The sequence below is a fragment of the Nocardia sp. NPDC056100 genome (assembly GCF_042266325.1).
GTDB lineage: Bacteria > Actinomycetota > Actinomycetes > Mycobacteriales > Mycobacteriaceae > Nocardia.
In genome coordinates, this window is record NZ_JBHJVY010000002.1 from 1,121,338 (window position 1) to 1,139,287 (window position 17,950).

General features: G+C 64.1%; 17 protein-coding genes and 1 pseudogene. 10 read left to right on the forward strand and 8 right to left on the reverse strand.

The features are described 5' to 3' along the window. The first annotated feature begins 280 nt into the window (after positions 1–280). Both ACFC0O_RS17255 and ACFC0O_RS17260 read left to right on the forward strand, forming a co-directional pair. Positions 281–820: a hypothetical protein gene (locus ACFC0O_RS17255; protein ID WP_375958830.1), complete on the forward strand. Its 540-nt coding sequence runs from the start codon at positions 281–283 to the stop codon at positions 818–820. Between the two features lie 96 nt (positions 821–916). Further along, on the forward strand, positions 917–1,501 hold the full coding sequence (locus tag ACFC0O_RS17260) for a dihydrofolate reductase family protein (protein WP_375958832.1): 585 nt from the start codon (positions 917–919) through the stop codon (positions 1,499–1,501). A gap of 31 nt (positions 1,502–1,532) precedes the next feature. Here the strand turns inward: ACFC0O_RS17260 and ACFC0O_RS17265 are convergent, their stop codons facing one another. After that, positions 1,533–2,057: a hemerythrin domain-containing protein gene (locus tag ACFC0O_RS17265; protein ID WP_375958833.1), complete on the reverse strand. Its 525-nt coding sequence runs from the start codon at positions 2,055–2,057 to the stop codon at positions 1,533–1,535. Between the two features lie 61 nt (positions 2,058–2,118). Between ACFC0O_RS17265 and ACFC0O_RS17270 the strand changes: the two genes are divergently transcribed. From ACFC0O_RS17270 to argS, 3 genes and pseudogenes are all read left to right on the forward strand, one after another. Further along, entirely contained in the window at positions 2,119–2,781 is a 663-nt protein-coding gene (locus ACFC0O_RS17270; protein WP_375958835.1) for a hypothetical protein, read from the forward strand. A 186-nt stretch (positions 2,782–2,967) separates the two neighbouring features. Beyond that, positions 2,968–4,302: an AAA family ATPase gene (locus ACFC0O_RS17275; RefSeq protein WP_375958837.1), complete on the forward strand. Its 1,335-nt coding sequence runs from the start codon at positions 2,968–2,970 to the stop codon at positions 4,300–4,302. Positions 4,303–4,552: 250 nt separating this feature from the next. Further along, positions 4,553–6,220, forward strand: a pseudogene (gene argS / locus ACFC0O_RS17280) (arginine--tRNA ligase). Positions 6,221–6,246: 26 nt separating this feature from the next. On the opposite strand, the gene ACFC0O_RS17285 reads toward argS, so the two are convergent. Next, entirely contained in the window at positions 6,247–7,845 is a 1,599-nt protein-coding gene (locus ACFC0O_RS17285; protein WP_375958839.1) for a DHA2 family efflux MFS transporter permease subunit, read from the reverse strand. A 130-nt stretch (positions 7,846–7,975) separates the two neighbouring features. Next, positions 7,976–8,986: an NAD(P)/FAD-dependent oxidoreductase gene (locus ACFC0O_RS17290; protein ID WP_375958841.1), complete on the reverse strand. Its 1,011-nt coding sequence runs from the start codon at positions 8,984–8,986 to the stop codon at positions 7,976–7,978. 91 nt (positions 8,987–9,077) lie between these two features. On the opposite strand from ACFC0O_RS17290, the gene ACFC0O_RS17295 reads away from it, so the two are divergent. Beyond that, positions 9,078–9,656 (forward strand): helix-turn-helix domain-containing protein, encoded by a 579-nt coding sequence (locus ACFC0O_RS17295; RefSeq protein ID WP_375958843.1) that lies wholly within the window; start codon positions 9,078–9,080, stop codon positions 9,654–9,656. Here ACFC0O_RS17295 and ACFC0O_RS17300 read toward each other — a convergent pair. Together ACFC0O_RS17300 and ACFC0O_RS17305 are read right to left on the reverse strand one after the other, a co-directional pair. Then, on the reverse strand, positions 9,653–10,324 hold the full coding sequence (locus ACFC0O_RS17300) for a TetR family transcriptional regulator (RefSeq protein ID WP_375958845.1): 672 nt from the start codon (positions 10,322–10,324) through the stop codon (positions 9,653–9,655). The genes ACFC0O_RS17295 and ACFC0O_RS17300 overlap by 4 nt on opposite strands. A 5-nt stretch (positions 10,325–10,329) precedes the next feature. Then, positions 10,330–10,734 (reverse strand): hypothetical protein, encoded by a 405-nt coding sequence (locus ACFC0O_RS17305; protein ID WP_375958846.1) that lies wholly within the window; start codon positions 10,732–10,734, stop codon positions 10,330–10,332. Positions 10,735–11,000: 266 nt separating this feature from the next. Here ACFC0O_RS17305 and ACFC0O_RS17310 point away from each other — a divergent pair, with 266 nt between their 5' ends. Continuing rightward, positions 11,001–11,888, forward strand: a complete 888-nt coding sequence (locus tag ACFC0O_RS17310; RefSeq protein ID WP_375958848.1) for a virginiamycin B lyase — start codon at positions 11,001–11,003, stop codon at positions 11,886–11,888. A 79-nt stretch (positions 11,889–11,967) separates the two neighbouring features. Here ACFC0O_RS17310 and ACFC0O_RS17315 read toward each other — a convergent pair whose 3' ends face one another. After that, the gene (locus ACFC0O_RS17315; protein ID WP_375958850.1) at positions 11,968–13,254 is read right to left on the reverse strand and encodes a M20 family metallopeptidase; all 1,287 of its coding nucleotides are present in this window, start codon (positions 13,252–13,254) and stop codon (positions 11,968–11,970) included. Between the two features lie 190 nt (positions 13,255–13,444). Here ACFC0O_RS17315 and ACFC0O_RS17320 point away from each other — a divergent pair, with 190 nt between their 5' ends. Continuing rightward, the gene (locus ACFC0O_RS17320; protein WP_375958852.1) at positions 13,445–13,726 is read left to right on the forward strand and encodes a hypothetical protein; all 282 of its coding nucleotides are present in this window, start codon (positions 13,445–13,447) and stop codon (positions 13,724–13,726) included. A 98-nt stretch (positions 13,727–13,824) separates the two neighbouring features. Beyond that, entirely contained in the window at positions 13,825–14,133 is a 309-nt protein-coding gene (locus ACFC0O_RS17325) for a hypothetical protein (RefSeq protein ID WP_375958854.1), read from the forward strand. A gap of 43 nt (positions 14,134–14,176) precedes the next feature. Here the strand turns inward: ACFC0O_RS17325 and ACFC0O_RS17330 are convergent, their stop codons facing one another. After that, on the reverse strand, positions 14,177–15,958 hold the full coding sequence (locus ACFC0O_RS17330) for a tetratricopeptide repeat protein (RefSeq protein WP_375958856.1): 1,782 nt from the start codon (positions 15,956–15,958) through the stop codon (positions 14,177–14,179). Further along, positions 15,955–16,551 (reverse strand): hypothetical protein, encoded by a 597-nt coding sequence (locus tag ACFC0O_RS17335; RefSeq protein WP_375958858.1) that lies wholly within the window; start codon positions 16,549–16,551, stop codon positions 15,955–15,957. Before ACFC0O_RS17335 ends, ACFC0O_RS17330 begins: the two co-directional genes overlap by 4 nt. Positions 16,552–17,085: 534 nt before the next feature. Here ACFC0O_RS17335 and ACFC0O_RS17340 point away from each other — a divergent pair. Beyond that, positions 17,086–17,943, forward strand: coding sequence for a hypothetical protein (locus tag ACFC0O_RS17340; protein WP_375958860.1), 858 nt, complete (start codon positions 17,086–17,088; stop codon positions 17,941–17,943). Positions 17,944–17,950 lie beyond the last annotated feature (7 nt).

The window sequence follows — 17,950 nt, forward strand, 5'->3', positions numbered from 1 at the left end:
CCAGGGGAATCGGGCGACAATGATGGTGTCGGTGTCGCCTGCGACATGGGATCGATTAGCTGCGGTCGCGCAACCAGGTGAGACGGTGGATGACACGCTCGCTCGCGTGTTGGACATGCACCAGACGCTACGACCTCGCACGGCGCACGAGGCGAGGATTGTTGCAGCACAAGCTGATCCGGCAGCGTGGGCAGCGGGCGCGCGTATGGCCGACGCGCTCGCAGCACGAGCGGCAACTCGGCGAGCGGGCCGGCGGTGACGCGAGGGAACCTGAGGTGCGATGACGACCGATCAGCCTGACCAACTGTCTTTGGATCTCGCGATCGAGATCCGCCACACCGACCAGGAGTGGCGGGACTGGGCGGAGCCGAAGCGGCGTGCCGACGCAGCGGCCGCATTTCGCGAGCGCATCGGGATGATCGAACTGCCTTCTGCTCCGTGGCGTAAGAACACGGTGGGTCGGATCGCGTCGGCCATTGATGCGCTGTTCCCGGACATGTCCGCCGTCATCTCGCCCGAAAATCTCGTTCTGACAGACGAGTTCGCGTGCTTCTTGATCGAGTGCCACGAACGCTGGGATGGCGGCACGCTGTGCAACTATCCCATCCAGGAGTCCGGGTACTCGCTCTTCCCTGCCCAGCCGGATGTGAATCCGATGATGTCGTGGCCCTACACGCCCGAATCGACATCGCTACGCGGAGAGATGCGGTTCATGGTCGAGAATGGCGGATTCTCCATCCTCGCAGCGCTTTTCCGCTCCAATAGTCGCTGTTGGCGGTCGTGGTGCCTGGAACACAAGGTGGACGCGTCGATCGTGTGAACGTTATCCCACGCAGGTGTCGTGGTAGCCGCACGAAACAATGACTATCGCCGTGTCCGCCTGTACATGTGGAACGACTCACGAGAGGCTGGCGTCATGCGGAAACTGACGTTTGGCATGAATGTGACCGTGGATGGCTACATTGCCGCGCCCGGTGACGATCTCGGCTGGAGTGGGGGTGAGGGGCCGGATTCCTCGCCGAGTGACGAGCTGTTTCAGTGGTGGTCCGACCGGGTGGCGGCCACGAGCTTGTCGCTGTACGGGCGCAAGCTGTGGGAGGCGATGAGCTCGCATTGGCCGACCGCCGATCAGCAGCCCGGGGCCACACCGGCGGAGATCGCGTACGCCCGCAGGTGGCGGGACATGCCCAAAGTGGTGTTCTCCTCGACCATCGGCACGGTTGACTGGAACACCCGTCTGGTCTCCGGCGACGCTGTTTCCGAAATCTCGCGGCTCAAGGGCGAGGACGGTGGCCCGATGGATATCGGCGGCGCGACGCTCGCCGCGGGGGCCATGCGGGCCGGGCTCATCGACGAGTACCTGATCGTCACGCACCCGGTCCTGGTGGGTGGCGGCACGCCGTTCTTCACGGCGCTGGACAGCTGGGTGAATCTGACGCTGGTGGAGACCCGGACGTTTCCAGGCGGCGTAGCGCTGGCCCGATACGAGACAAGGCGATGAGCGCTACGCCGATTCGCTGATTTTGGCGCGACTACTGTTGGGAACTCCGGGCCGCGGTGTCCCCCGCGTCCCTAGTGGCCGTGCCGAAGAGTTCTGGTCCGGTGAACTCGGCGGCCGAGAGCTGATCGAGGGCCTCGGTGATACGACGTTCTTCCCAGCGGAAATGGGATTCGAGAATGGCTGCCAGGCCGGTGATTTCGTTGCGCACCGCCGTCACGTTCTCGGTGGTGAGGTCGGCGAGCAGGGCGGTCATCCTGGTCAGGATATCCGCGACCAGGCGATGATCGTCGCCGAGTTCTCTTAGAACTGGCGCCAACTCCGGAAAGCGCTGTGCCAGAAGGGGAAACGCCGACTCATCCTCATTGGTGTGATGCGCACTGAGCGCGCGACAGAAGGCCAGGCAGTGCCCGCGCAACTCGCGAAGCGGGCGGATGGTGTCGCCCTCCCGATGTTCGTCGAGTTCGCGGGCCACCCGGCCCAGCTCGCCACGAAGCCAATTGTGGGTATCGATGAGTTCCTTACCGAGTGCTCGAGCGCGATCGTGATTAGCGGACATGCCATAGGCATATCACCAGGGACACTTCGGATTACAGCGGCGTGATGCATACGATCCGATCATGGCCGAATCCGACGATGCCCAATACTCATTGCCCACACCCATCGATATCTGGGGATATGGTGCCGTGATCGGGCTGCTGTACAGCGTCGACGTACAGACACCCGAGGAGGTGCGCATCGATGCCGACGGCATGCATGTCCGCCACCTCGGCGGAAACTGGTGGTGGTCACTGACTTTCATGAGCGGCGGTCGCGCCGTCGTTGTCGGCGGTGACGTCGACTTCAGCGAGACAATGGATTACGACGTCGACCTGCTCGCCGGTGCGCCGGAGTGGTTCCCGCGCGAGTGGTTCGACCGCGTCGGTGACATGGCGGGATTCCTCTACTGGTGGGATGGCACCAGCTGGGATCGAGCCCCCTACCCGCCGGGCTTCACCGCCGACGGCGAAAACCTCCACCGCGCCGCCGACATCATTCATATGCTGAGCGAGGACTCGGAATCAGAACTCAGCGAGGACTCCGAAGCGGCTGTCGGCGAGCTGACCGAACACGTTGCCGCTCGAAGCCTCGACGCGACCACACTGCAGACACTGCTCGGGCGCATCGGCCCCGAATCAATCGCCTCAGGTGAGTACAAACTCTCCCCTGCTGAGCTCACGGCAGTACTGCACATCGCCGAACTCGCCGGTCTCCTAACAGGATCCACTCTGCCTGAGCTCTAGGGGGCTATGAATACGACATGGCCGCCGGAAGGACTACCTGTCTTTCGTTCCGGGGTGCTGCCGTGCCGGATCTTGATACCAGACTTTCGGCTCCTTGTCGCGTCAGTGCACCCCTCTGAAGATGGTTGCGCGGCAAGGCTGGTCGAGGAGGTCCACCTGGATACGGCAACTTTGTAGGCTCGTCGAGTGCAGATCGTGGAGATCAAGTTGGAGGGTATTCGGGGATTCCCTTCCGGCGGCAGCGCATCCTCGCTCGTGTTCGCGCGCAAGGGTGGCGTTTTGCCGCGGTGGATCGTTATCGCCGGTCATAACGGTGCTGGAAAGTCGACGCTTTTGCAGGCGATTGCCCTAGCGATTGCAGGTCCATCCGTGGCTCGGTTGCTGGCCGCGACGTTCCAGGGGTGGGTTCGGGATGGAGAGTCGTTCGAACGGGCTGCGGTGAGACTGCGGTTCGGTGACGAGGATTGGTTCGGTACCGGACGCAGGCCTGCGTTCGATCCGTGGGCCGCAATGGAATGGAAGCGCGCTGACGGTCCCGAGCCGACAATGGCCAGAGCCACTGTTGGAGGGAACTGGACACCTGTACGTGGGCCTTGGGCGGAGAACCCTCGTGGATGGTTCGCTGCTGGCTACGGGCCGTTCTGGCACCTTTCGCCAACACGGACCGAAGCGCAGCGGCTGCTGATGCCCGGCCGCCCCGCAGCTTTGGCCAGTCTGTTTCGTCAAGACGCGTCGCTGTCGGAATCGGTGGCATGGCTTCAGCGGATCTATCTGCGTCGTCTCGAAGGCAGTCCAGGGGCGGCCGCCACCGAACAGCTGATCCTGAAATTGCTCGATGACGGACTGCTATCGGAAGGGATGCGGATTGAGAAGGTCGACTCCGACGGGCTGTGGGTGCGAACCCGGCAGGGCCGCGTCCTAGCGCTGGCTTCGTTGAGTGATGGGTACCGCACTGTCGCCGGATTGGTTCTGGACCTGATCAGACACCTTTTCTCTGGCTTCGATTCCATTGCTACAGAAGAGGATTCAGGCGGACACATCAGCGTTATGCATGAAGGAGTAGTACTGATCGACGAGATTGACGCTCATCTGCATATCGAGTGGCAAAAACGAATCGGATTCTGGCTGAAGAGCCATTTTCCGCGAATGCAGTTCTTTGTCACCACCCATAGCCCCTTCATCTGCCAGGCGGCCGATGAGGGTGGACTGATCCATCTCTCGTCCCCATGGGAAGGAGGTTCCAGGGCCGAGATACTGTCCGGAGAGGCATTCAATCGGGTCGTCAACGGCACCGTAGACGAGGCCTTGCTGACAGATCTGTTCGGGCTCAACAACACCCTGTCCGACTCGGCACGTAACGCGCGTGAGCAGCTGGCAGAGCTGGAGGCAGCCGCGCTGACGCGTGAGTTGGCTCCCGGACAACAGAAGACTTTGGTCGAGCTGCGATCGACCGTCCCCACCAGCCAGGCTGACCGCGCCGTGCAGCTGCTGATGACGCATGAGCGGCGCGCCGAGCAGTAGTCCGGCCGCGTGGGGAGAAGGTTCGCTCATATCGTGGTCTGCGCGGGCGGCGGTGGCGTGTCTCGCATCTCGCAGCCTTGCCGCTGGGCCGAAATTGGGTGGCGGGCGCTGGGATACTGAACCATCCCGTTTTCGATGAAAGGATCCGCTGGTGAGTGCTGCCGCCGTCGTGCCGCTGCTCGCAACTGTCGCTACCGTTGTGTCGGAGGCGATCGTGCGTGCCCGTCCGCAATTGGCGGGGGCGGATCCGGTGGTGCGCCGATCGGATCGGGCGGATTTCCAATCCAATGCCGCTCTGCCGCTGGCGAAGCGGAGCGGTGACAAGCCCACAATGTTGGCTGCAGAGTTCAGCAGCGGGATCGCCAGCCACAGCGGCATGGTCATCGCTGACGTGCGGGCCTCGGGGCCTGGGTTTCTCAACATCACCCTCACCGATGCGGCGCTGTGGGGGCAGTTGGCCGCTCGGTTGGCAGGTGCTCGGCTCGGCGTCGGTGCGCCTTGTGGTGGGCAGCGGATCGTCATCGATTACTCCGCGCCCAATGTGGCCAAGGAAATGCATGTCGGGCATCTGCGGACCACGATCATCGGCGACAGCCTGGCCCGGGTGTTCGGGTTCCTGGGTGCGGATGTGGTGCGCGCCAACCATCTCGGTGATTGGGGCACCCAGTTCGGGATGCTGATCCAGTTCATCGACGAACATCCCGAAACACCTTGGCATGCCGACGATCTGGGCACCGGCTCCTCGGTGTCAGCGCTCGACGGTCTGTACAAGGCCGCGCGCGCCCGGTTCGATGCCGATGCGGACTTCGCCGATCGCGCCCGGACCCGGGTGGTCGCACTGCAGGCGGGTGACGAGGCGACGGTGGCGCGCTGGCGGGAGATCGTTGCCGAATCGGAGAAGGCATTCGGTGCGATCTACGACCGGCTCGGGGTGCTGCTCACCCCGAATGACTATGCGGGCGAATCGTTTTACAACCCCATGCTCGCCGACACCGCTGCCGAACTGCTCGACAATGGGGTGGCGGTACACAGCGACGGTGCGGTCGTCGTCCTCTCCGAACAGGTCACCGGACCCGACGACTCCCCCGCGGTGCTCATGGTCCGCAAACGCGATGGCGGATACGGCTATGACAGCACCGACCTGGCAACGATCCGCTACCGGATCGCGCACCTGCACGCCGATAGGCTGCTCTATGTCACCGATTCCCGTCAGGCCCTGCATTTTCAGCTGATCTTCGAAGCGGCGCGGCGCGCGGGGTGACTGACCGACGCCATCGAGGTCGATCATGTCGCCTACGGCACGATTCTGGGTCCGGACGGCACACCGTTCAAAACCCGTGCCGGAGGCACCGTGCGGCTGATGGATCTGCTCGATGACGCCGTCGCGGCCGCACGGACGGTGGTGGCCGAGAAGAACCCTGATCTGCCGGACGCCCAGCTCGACGCCATCGCCGAGCACGCCGGTATCGGTGCGGTCAAATACGCGGACCTGTCCACCAGCCGGGTCAAGGACTACATGTTCGACCCCGCCCGCATGACCGCGTTCAACGGCAATACCGGTGTGTACCTGCAGTATGCGCACGCGCGGATCTGCTCGATTCTGCGCAAAGCCGGTGACCCCGCAGATGCTCGGGTCGACACCGGCGCCTCGATCGAATCGGCGGAGCGGGCGCTGTTGTTGCACCTGGACGAGTACTCCGGGGTGCTCGCCGATATCGCCGAGTCGCTCGAGCCTCATCGCCTTGCGACGTATCTCTACGAGCTGGCGCGGGTGTTCACGGTCTTCTACGACACCTGCCCGGTCCTGGCTGCGCCTGAACCCGCTCGCGCCAACCGAATCGCGCTGTGTCAGCTCACTTCCCGCACCCTCGCCCACGGGCTCGGGCTGCTCGGCATCGCCGCCCCGGAACGGCTGTGAGAACCGAAAGCGCCGCTGTCCCATACTCATTCACTCAATGTCCGTGTGAGGGCCTCGGACGCTTGGACGTCGTTGTGCGCTGTGGGGCGGTGGTTCTTCGGACCACGAAAAGCGATGTAGAGGAAGAGAACTCCCATGAGGGCGGTGCCTGCCCACATGGCTTGCTGCCAGCCTTCGATGAAGGATTGTTGGGCCGCGTGGATCAGATCCGGTGCGTGCGTGCCTGCGCTGCTTGCTGTTTCGAGGGCGTTGGCGATGCCTTCGCGGGCGGTGTCGGCGGTGGTCGGTGGGATGCCGTCTAGTTTGTCGTCGATGGCGGTGCGGTAGCCGGTCGCGACGAGTGCGCCGAGTAGGGCGACGCCGAGGGCGGTGCCGAACTCTCGGGTGACGTCGTTGAGTGCTGAAGCGACGCCTTGCTTTTCGCGTGGCAGGGAGCTGGTGATGGCTTCGGTGGAGGGTGTCATCGACAGGCCCGCGCCCAGGCCCATGGCTGCCATGCCGGGCAGCACGGACCAGAAGCCGCCGTCGACGGAGACGATCGCGGCCATCAGCAACAGACCGGCGGCGGCCAGTGCGATGCCGGTGGCCATGGTCGCGCGGGCGCCGATGCGGGCGGACAGCAGTGGGGCGAGGCCGGAGCTCACCATCATCATCACGGCCATCGGCATGATCGCCGCGGTGGACAGAAGTCCCGACCAGCCGAGTACGGACTGGAAGAACGGGAACAGGACCACCGCGATACCGGCTTGCACTCCGAAAAGCACCAGCAGTGTGAGGGAGCCACCGGCCAAGCCGCGCTCGCTGAACAGGCGTACATCCAGCAAGGATGCCTCTCGGCGGCGTAGCTCCCAGGCCACGAAGGCGACTGTGGCCGCGATACCGACGGCCAGGCTGATCAGGGTGATCGGCGCGGTCCAGCCGCGTTCGGGTCCTTCCTGCAGGACGAAGATGAGCCCGACCACCGCGATCGCGGATGCCAGCGCGCCGACGATGTCGAAGCCGTGCGCCGAGCGTTCGCGGGAGTTGGGAACTGCCTGCACTGTCATGGCCAGCGCGATGAGGACCAGGACGATCGGTAGCGCGAAAAGCCAGCGCCAGTTCGCGATATCGACGAGCAGGGCTGAGAGGAACATGCCCAGGATCCCGCCGCCACCGGCGACACCGGTCCACACACCGATCGCCTTCGCGCGCTGCTCTTCGGGGAAAGTGGCGGTGATGACGGCCAGGGTGATGGGCATGATCATCGCCGCGCCGACGCCCGCCGCCACCCGTGCGATCAACATGACCTCCACCGACGGGGCAAGCGCGGCAACGACATTCGAGATTCCGAACACGACCAGCCCGGCGATCAGCATGGGTTTGCGGCCCAGGCGGTCACCGAGTGCGCCGAGTGGCAGCAGCAGTGCGGCCAGGGCGAGGGTGTAGCTGTTGATGATCCACAGGACCGTGCTCTGGGACGCGGAGAACTCCACGGCCAGGTGGGTTTGGGCGACGTTCAGCCCGGACACCGAGGCGATGACGGCCATCAGCGCGATCGAGACGGCGATCAGGATCGCGCGGAGCTCACGCGCGCCGGGCACTCCCTCGTCAGCGGCCGGGGTCGGCGAAAGTTGTTTCGTGGACATGGGTTTCCTCTCGGAATGGGCATGGGGAAACCAGCGCCGACGCATCGTCGGTCGCTGAGTTGATGGATTGGAGGCCGCCGCACATCGCGCGCTGCGATCACGGCAGTGGGTCGCGCGGTGTGCGGGAACGTCAGTCGGTAGTGATGCGCCCCTGCGCGGCGGCGAGCGCCGCATCGGTGTCGGCGGTGGCCAATAGGGCGTTGATATGTGCACCGGCCAGGGCACCAGCTGCACCCGAGGCACCGACCTGGGCACTCGCGTCGGTGGCATTGCCCGCGACCCACACGCCCGGCACCTCGGTGGTGCCCGCCATGCCGGACGCGAAGCTGGAACCCATGTCGTCGGGCAGGTTTTGGATCGGCAGGTGCAGTCCCTCGAGGCCCTCGGTGCGCGCCCGCATGCGAGTGGCGACCGCGAGCCCGCGGCGGGCGATGAACTGTCCATCGGCCAGCCGCGCACCTGTGAGCGTGCCGTCCTCGGCGGTGACGACTTCCGCTACCGGGGTATCGACGATGCGGATGCTCCGGGCCGCGAAGCGCGCGCGAGTGTTCGCATCCAGTTCGGTGTCGCCGGTGAAGTAGACCAGGTCCTCGGTCAACTGCCGGAACAGCAAGGCGTGGTGGATCGAGGCGGGGCCGGTGGCGAGGATGCCGATCGGCTCATCGCGTACCTCCCAGCCGTGGCAGTACGGGCAGTGCACCACACCGTGTCCCCAGTGCTGGGCCAGGCCGGGCACGTCGGGCAGTACGTCGCGCAGTCCGGTGGCCACCAGCACTCGGCGTGCGGTCAGGCTGCGTCCGTCGGCGAGAACGATGGTGAAACGCAGGTCTCCCCCGACCGGCGCGGCGGGTTCGGCGGAGGCCACTTCACCGAAGATGATCGCGCCGCCGTAACCGCGCACCTGCTCCCGACCCCGCTCGAGCAGTTCGAGGGGTGGGGTGCCGTCCAGCACGAAGAAGCCGTGCATGGCGGTCGCGGGCGCGTTGCGCGGGCTGCCACTGTCGATCACCACGACCGAGCGGCGCGAGCGGGCGAGCATCAGCGCACCATTCAAACCCGCGGCACCGCCGCCGATCACCACGACGTCGACGGTCTCAGCGGGCAGGGCGTCGCTCGTGTACCCCGCAGCCATCTCAACCATTGCCTCGGTCCCTTCCTGCACGGCCCAGCTGTTCCGGACACCTATCAGCGACGATAAGCTCCTCTTGCATCAATGGCATAGGATCTTGCCTATGACGCAAGACGATGGGGACCTGGACAGCCTCGTGCGCAAACGCATCCGGGCACTGCGGGTGGCGCAGGGCTGGTCGCTCGAGGAACTGGCGAACCGCGCGCATCTGAGTCAGTCCACGCTCTCACGCATCGAGAACGGTCAACGGCGTCTCGCCCTCGATCAGCTGGTCACCCTCGCGCGCGCCCTGGGCACCTCGCTGGACCAGCTGGTGGAGACCGCCGCGGACGATATCGTCACCAGCCCGATGATCGATGCCGCGCACGGGCTCATGCGCTGGACGATGAAGGGCGAGCCGGGCATGAGCGTGGTGCGCCAGCGCATGACCGAACCGCCGCCGGACAATCCGGCCCGCATGCGCGCGCATCCGGGCCGGGAGTGGCTCGTGGTCCTGTCCGGAACCGCGATACTCATGTTGGGCCACAAGCGTTTTCGCATCGAAGCGAACCAGGCCGCGGAGTTCCCGACCATGCTCCCGCACGCCATCGGCGCCGAGGGTGGACCGTGCGAGATCCTGGGCATTTTCGACCGCGACGCCCAGCGCGGCCACAAGGCCGACGCACCCGCCCAACCCGTCTAGTTACCGAGGTCGTTGATCAGATCCAGGGCCGGGTACAGGACGGGACGCAGCGGGCGCAATCTCGACAGCGCCACAACGCGTTCGACGAGGGGGGCGACTCGGCGGATCAGCATTCGGGTGCGTTCCTGATCGGGGCTGCGGTCGTGCACCCAGAACAGCACGATGCCCATATGGGCCAGCCACAGTAGACTCGGCAGCTCGGCCAGCAAGCGCTTGTCGCCTTTGACGTCGTCGCCGATGACCAGGTTGCGCATGATGTCGATGGAAGACTCTCGCGCAGGGCGGCTTTCATCGCTGAACGGACTGAGCGGACTGGTGGGTTCGGCGGCGATGGCGAAGAACTTGCCGCCGAACTCGTGATAGGGAGCGGCTACGTCGACGAAGGCCATTTCCATCGTCTGCCATCTCGCGGCGAGGGAATCGCCGCGGGTGCTCTGCTGCACCCGCTGTTCGTGCAGGGTCTGAATCTGTTGGTAGAAGCCCTGAACCAGCTGTTCTTTGGACGTGAAGTAGTAATACGCGTTGCCGACGCTGACGCCCGCCTCGCCCGCGATCGCGCGCATGGTGGTCTTCGTGAAGCCGTTCTGCTCGAACAGACGCAGGGCGGCGGCGATGATCTGCTGGCGAGTTTCCTCACCGCGCGCGGTCGTGGGCTCAGGGCGCGTCATGTCGATCAGGCTAGTGGGACCGTGTCGAACTGAATCGGAGCGGGTGCGATGGCGTCCTGCCGCTCCTGATGCCTGCTGCGGCGAATCTTGTTCAGCGCGATCAGGTTTGCGAAGTGCATTCCGCCGAGCACCAGCAGCACCATCCCGAGTTTCATGGCGAGTTCCTCGATGGCGGCGCGCACATCGGGCACCGGTCCGCTGATCCGCAGCGCCAGCGCCACGAATCCGGCATTGACCAGCCAGAACCCAATGACCAGAAGATGATTCACGGTATCGGCGAGATCGCTGTCGCCATTCATGACATCCACCAGAAACCGTGCCCCGGTGTGGTGCAGGGTGCGCGCCACCCAGAACGTGACCGCCAAGCTGATCGCCGCGTACGCGGCATAGGTGGCAACGACGAGGTTCATTTTCCCAGCTCCCTTGCTGATTTGAACGTGTTCAACTCTGAGGTTAGGACCTTTGTTGAACATGTTCAAGTGTGAGCGCGGCGACATCGTCCCGCGACGCGGCTACGCTCGCCGACGATCGAGGCTGGGAACGAAAGACGGTTGATCGACATCGGAATCGGAATCGGACATAACCTGCCGATGCCCGGCTCGCCGCGACCAAGGGCGATGTGTGAGCCGGACAGCCGATCGATACCGAATGACAAAGCCAGGAAAGGCAACTCACGATGCCCGAAGCCGACGATCGCATCGTTCAAGAGATCTGGGTGGCGGACGCCGAAGCGAGCCCCTATGGCATCACCACCGGTGCCGACGGCGCGCTCTGGCTCACCCTTGTCAAGAGCGGCGAGATCGCTCGCTTGACGGTCGACGGCGCGTTCGACCGGTATCCGGCCGGCCCTGTCGGCTGCCGCCCGACCATCATCACTGCGGGCGTGGACGATGCCTTGTGGTTCACCCGATCCGGTGACGATCACATCGGGCGCATCACCACCGACGGTGTCGTGACCGCGTTCGGCCTGCCGTCAGGAGCCAGCCCGTTCGGGATCTGCGTCGGTCCGGACGAGGCGATGTGGTTCACCGAGATGAACACCGACCGCATCGGTCGCATCACCGCTGACGGAAAGGTCACGCACTTCGACCTTCCCATCGAAGGCGGGTTCCCGTCCATGATCGATCGCGGGCCCGACGGCGCACTGTGGTTCACCCTCAACCAGGCCAACGCCATCGGGCGGATGAGCCTCGACGGCAAGACCGCCATCTACCCACTTCCCGACCCAGGCGCACCGGTGGGCATCACTCGCGGAACGGACGCATTGTGGTTCGTCGATATCGCCGCCGGCCGCATCGGCAGCGTCGACCTGCAGGGCACGATGAGAATGTTCCCGCTCCCCGATCCGACGGCGAAACCCCACGCCATCACCGCGCTGGCCTCGGGTGACTGCTGGTTTACCGAATGGGGAGCCAATCGCCTCGGACGCATCAGCCCCACCGGCGAAATCATCGAATACGACCTGCCCACAACGGAATCCGAACCACACGGCATCACCGTCGGACCCGATGGCGCGGTATGGGCGGCGCTGGAATCCGGAGCGGTCGCCCGCATCGCACCATGACCGAGCCGCTCGGCCCGGGTGTCGCCGGGGCGGCTGCTGCGCGAATCCTCCGGCAGTCCTCATCCCCGTGCAAGTGCCGCTATTTCGGAAGCAGATCTCCGTGTAGATGGTCGTAGGCGACGTAGGTGTGCAGGCGCACCCCGGTTACGAGGGTGTCGTCGTCGGCGTAGAAGTGCGGATTGTGGTTCATCCACGCTCCGCGTCCGCCCGGTTCGGCTTCGAAGCCGTTCGGACCGCTGAATGAGGTGTCCTGCACCCCGAGGGTGACGTAGAGGCCACCGTACTTGTTGACGAATTCGGAGACGTCGTCGTAACCAAGGGTGGGCGAGGTTTGCACGACACGATCGTCGCCGACGACCTTGCGCAGGGTGGGAAGTCCCGCGTCGACCCACGACGCCAGGTTGTGTACGGCGGGTACGTCCTGCAGGTAGTCCACCGTCGAGGTGCAGTTGTAGGCCTGCGCGGTGTGGGTGGCCAGCGTGTGCAACCGCGTCCGGACGTCCGCCATATCGGATTCGACGGCGCAACGGATTGTGCCCCAAAGGGTTACGGTCTGGCCGATGATGTTGAACCGGCCGACATCTTCGATATGGCCGATGCTCACGGTGATCGGGTCGAAGGCGTCGATCTGCCGGTAGAGCTGGCCGATTCCGGTGAGCACGGCTCCGGCCGCGGGCATCGGATCGATTCCCATCCACGGCGTGGACCCGTGGACCTGCTGACCGGTGATGACGATCTTGACGAGGCTGGACGCGCCGAATTGGTTGCCGACCCGATATCCCACGTAGCCCTTGGGATACGGCGTGACATGGAACCCGAATGCCATCGTGGGAAGCGGATCGTCGAGCGCCCCTTGCGCGATCATCTCGCGCGCCCCGCCCTTCTCCTGCACCGGAGGGCCCTCTTCGGCCGGCTGGAACACGAACAAGACGGTGCCGGGAAGTTGCTCTCGCACGTCGGCCAGCACGGTCGACGCCCCCAACAGCATCGCGGTGTGGCAGTCGTGTCCGCATGCGTGCGAGACCGGGAACGGCCCGCCCGGATACTCCTCGTCGACGAAAGTCGACGCGAAGGACACCCCGCACTCGTCCGGGACCGGGAGCGCATCGATATCGGCACGCAATGCGATGACACGATCGCCGGGCACCCCGCCTTTGAGCACCCCGACCACTCCATGTCCGGCAATTCCGGTTCGAACCTGGTCGAGCCCAAGAGAATTGAGATGATCGGCAATCAGCTTGGCTGTGTTGACCTCACGGTTGGACAACTCCGGATTCTGATGCAGATGGTGGCGCCAGGCGATGACCTGATCGGCTACATTCGCCGCGCCCACATCCAACCGGTCATAGACCGTCATCTCCGACATCAGCGTCTCCAATCCGACCCGACGCCCACGACGGCGCGGGCATAGACGGGGTGAGCGATCGCGATGAACACCACCTCGATGATATTAGCTACATAATTGCCTAGAACTGGTCGCTCGCAAGGGCCGCTACCAAGTCGTTGGTATCGCGCCGGTTGCCGCATATTCTGCGCATGACGGATATGCTGAGAGCATGACGGACGCGGATACTCAAGGTAAGCGGGCGAAGACGACGCTGTCGGCATTGCCCGCAACGCGTGATCGGCTGGCGGCGATCGCGACACCCAACGAGACGGTCGATGACACCCTCAATCGCCTACTCGACGTGTATCAGTCGGTGCGAGTTCGGCTTCGAACCGCGTACGAGGCGAGGACTGCTGCGGCACAGGCGGATCCGGCCGCGTGGTCGGCGGGCGCGCGGATGGCTGATGCGCTCGCCGAGCGCGCTGCGGCCCGTCAGGCCGTTCGCGGATGACGGGATACGTCTTCGACGACACGGTACTGCTTGCCTATGCGCAGGGTTCGCTGACAACAGCCAGTCTGATCGCACATCTTGCTGAGCGAAACATACGAATGGCGGTCCCAACCCTCACCCTGGCGGCGGTGAAGGCCGAGCTCGGCGAGGAACAACGCGAGAGCATCGACGGAGTCATCGACAATATCGACGCACTGGCGTTGACCGGGCTGTCCACACTGGCCGACACCGGTGAGCTGGCCGACATCTTGGCCGTCACCGAGCACATCGACTGGGCAGCCGCGCATGTACTCACGGTGGCGCGACATCTGGATTGGGAGATCGTCACACACGACCAAGCACGGTGGGCCGCGGTACGTGACGTACTGCCATGGCCGTTGGAGTTGGTTGTCTTGTCCGACGAATAACGTCGGGGTGCCGTCCTTCTGAATTCTCCGAGAGCCTGGGCACTCAGGCGCGGAAATCGATGTTCGATGCCCGGCGGTACCAACGTTCGGCTTCAACGCGCTGCCCCTGACGCTCGAGCAGCGACGCCAACGCAACCATGGCCTCGCCGCTGGTGGGCTCGATCGCATTGCGAAACCACATTTCGGCTTCGACCGTCTCGTCTTTGCTCTCCAGCAGCATGCCCAGCAGCAGCATCGCCAGATAATCACCGGATTGCGCGGCCTGGCGAAAGTCTGTCTCGGGTATCCGGTTGCGGTCGAGTTCATTTCTGAGCCGGGACAGGCGCGTGGTCAGCTCGCCTGCAGGGCGACTACGAGCGAGGAATGTTGCTGGGTGCCAGTTCGATTCGAGATAGACCCTATGCGGGTCGCCAGCCTCGGACTGGCGGATCGTACGCGAGAACGAGGCCCACTGGGACTTGGTAAGGCCTGCCAGCATGGTCCAGGTGGTCCACAACAGGTTCGCGGCCTTGAGGCGGGCATTGGGGCGACCGAATGTAGTGCCGGTGGCGAAATCGACTGTCACTGGCCGGGACTCGACCAGCGCGACGGCGCGATCGACCACCGTGCCCTCGCCCAGGTTTTGGGCGAACGAGGCCGTCATATCGTCACCGATGATGTCGTTGCCGTCCTTGGACCCGAACGACAACGTCCGACTGCCATTGGCCAAATCCACCCGTGTGATCGAAATATCCGCGCGCACTGCGACATCGGTGAACCCTTGCGGGGTAGGGCGGCGATCATCGCTGCTGTCGTAGGCGGGGAAGTCCTCACTTCGCTGACCGAACCACGACCGTCGACCGAACGCGGCCAGCGACAACTGCCCGTGCTGTACATGCCAGGTCAGTGTGTCCGGAATATTCTCCGATCCTGCCGAATCGAGAATCCGGCAGGTGCGGGCGGTGAGATTGTCCAGAGCGGATTCCATAATCGATTGGAGTGCCAACTGGTCGTCGCCGAGGATGTTCATCCCCTCGAATGAGTCGAGGGTGATCTGGTGCCCGATCGTTCGCCAGAACGCGTGCAGCTCTGGCGAGACCGCGCGCAGCAGTGCCCGCAACCTGTCCGGGCTCAGGGGAGCACTCCACGGCGTCGTCGTCCAATCCTGGCGGGGCCTAGGAAACTGGCTCAACGGCGCGCCCGAGGCGATCCACATCGTCTCGAGGACCGATGTCAACTCGACGGCCGTGCTGGGCGCTAAGACGCTTTCGAGGGTCGCCAGCGCCGACCCGGTGGACTCGGGGTCGGCGAGAATGGCACCAGCGAAGCCGCGGCTGATCGTTTGGGCTGCGGCGGTGGCCTGCGCCGATTCGAGCAGCCCTCGTCCGCCCCTGAGCACCGACGACGGCAGCAACCGCGCGCCCGGGGCGGTCGAATGCTCGGCAAGTCGCTCGAAGGACCCGATCTCGGTCACCAGCGATTGCGCCGAACGCGCTGTTGCGGACAGATGTTCGAGACTGATGTCGTTGTGCTGGGGTAACAGCGCCGACAGGTGCACGAACACCGGGCGGGTCGACCCACGCTCTTTGATATCGATATCGATTTGACCGGGGTCCTGAGTCGGCCTCAGATACACACGGCGAAGGGAGTTGGTACCGCGAGAAGGCCATTCGACGACCAGGTCCGGGATGTAGGTGTGGTTGAAGTACTCCGTGCGCATCACACGGGCGCTGGGATCGGCCGCGAGCAACGCGTCGCTGACGATATCCTTCACCCGTTCGATGGAGGCAGCACCATCGGCGATGCGGAGGGCCTCATTCAATTCCGATTCGGTATACGAGGTCATTTCTTCGCCTCCGCCAGAACCTCGTGCATGGCGATGACCGACAGATACTCATCACTCATGGACAGATGATCGATCTGTTTCTCCGACAGCACCAGCAGCCAAATACGATCGGCTACTTCCTTCACGATCCCTGAATCCAGGATCGCGCCATCGGCTTGTTCCTTGCTCGTGAAATTGAACTGCCAGCACTCCCTGACACAATGTTTCACTTTGTCGCAGCTGTCGAGTTTGGACCACTCTGTCGCATTGAACGGCGCCCAGGTGATCCACATGAAGTGATCACACCGCTCAGGACGCTCAGAATAGGCTCGATAGCATTTGGCGATGAACTCGCGATACAGGACCGGCTGGTCGCTGGCGTCCTTGTAGTTCTTCACCTCGGCGAGGAACTCCTGCTTGTCGAACTCGCCTCCATGAAGCACTCCCCCGAGATCGAAAGAGAACGAACCATTCGGTTTTCTAAAGGTCAATTTTCGCACCGCAGCCGGATCGGGCTGCACCCAAGGCACTTTCGCCCGGGTGGTCCGCTCGAGCCATCGTTTCGCTCGCGACGTTCCATCAGTCCCTTTGGCATGCGCAATCTCCCCGGACATGGGCACGAAGCGTACGGCATGGTCGCCCTTCGCGCGCATCCAAGCATTACCGGCTGAGTCCCGCTATCTCTGCAACTGGATCCGAATGGTGAGCGTCCGTTACCGATGAAGGTTGTCTCGGACTCCTATCATCTACATCGCCGGTATACCACCACCGTAGAGGGTGTCATCATGCATTCGGCAGCCCTCACGCGGTGCGGGTGAAGCCTTAAACGAATTATTGTCGCCTTCGCATACCAGTAACGCGAGAAGAGCAAGACATCTCGAAGTACGCGACGCCGCTTCGACGGGCTGATGGGTACATCCGCCTTCGACTTTCCGGACGTCAACCCGTCCCGCCACTCGGTAGCCGGGTATTCCCAGCCGTGGAATTCAGGATTATCCGAACTACAGTTCGAACGCCCGAATCCGATGAGGTTGCCGATGAGCCGAACCACCCCACCCCGAGCAGTCGATGTCGCGGCCGCGTGTCCCGCGATGACGCCATACGCGCGTGCCGCGACCCGGCTGCATCCGCGCGGCGGCACGCCGTCGGTGTACGACAGTTCGATCGGCGGGCCGCTGCTGTGGCCGGCCGATGAACCCTGGCCGCACTGTCACGGGCCGCACGACTGGGATCTGTTGACCGACGAGTGGAACCCGGACGCGCTCGACCCGTCACAGTCGCTCGCGGACGCCAAGCTGACGCGCTACGACCCCGAACCATGGCGCGACATCGGTGATGTGCCGAACGCGATGTTGCCTGTGGCGCAACTGTTTACACGTGATGTCCCCGGGTTGCGTCCGCCGCCGGGCAAGGATCTGCTGCAGATACTTTGGTGCCCGGTGGACCATGACGACGTCATGCCCAAGACCACGCTGGTGTGGCGAACCGCCGCCGACGTCACCGACGTCCTGCGGGCCGCGCCGGTGCCGTCCGCAGCGGAATACGGCTACGACTACATACCTTTTCCGTGCAAACTTGACCCCGAACCCATCGTCGAATACCCCACTGATTTCGACGAACTCGGCGAAGAGTCGCTCGAGCAAATGCGACAGTGGGCCAGCCGAGAGCACATCGCAATCGATCCGGATGACGTCAAGAGCTGGTTCGTCAGCAACGTATGCGTCTCGCCCGGATGGAAGGTCGGCGGCCATATCCGTTGGGGTACAACAGATCCCTATCCCCAGCCCTGCCCCACCTGCGGTACCGGAACCGAATCGCTGCTCACCGTCGCGTCGAGCGAATGGGACGCCGCGACCCACAGCTGGATACCCTACGAAGACCAAGCCCTGGCAGACGATTACAGCACGACCGTAGGTCCCCGTGTCACTATTGCTCGCGGTTACAACATGATTCTGCGCATCTGCCCGACCTCACCCGATCACCCCCACATCCAGCTGATGCAGTAGCGCCCAC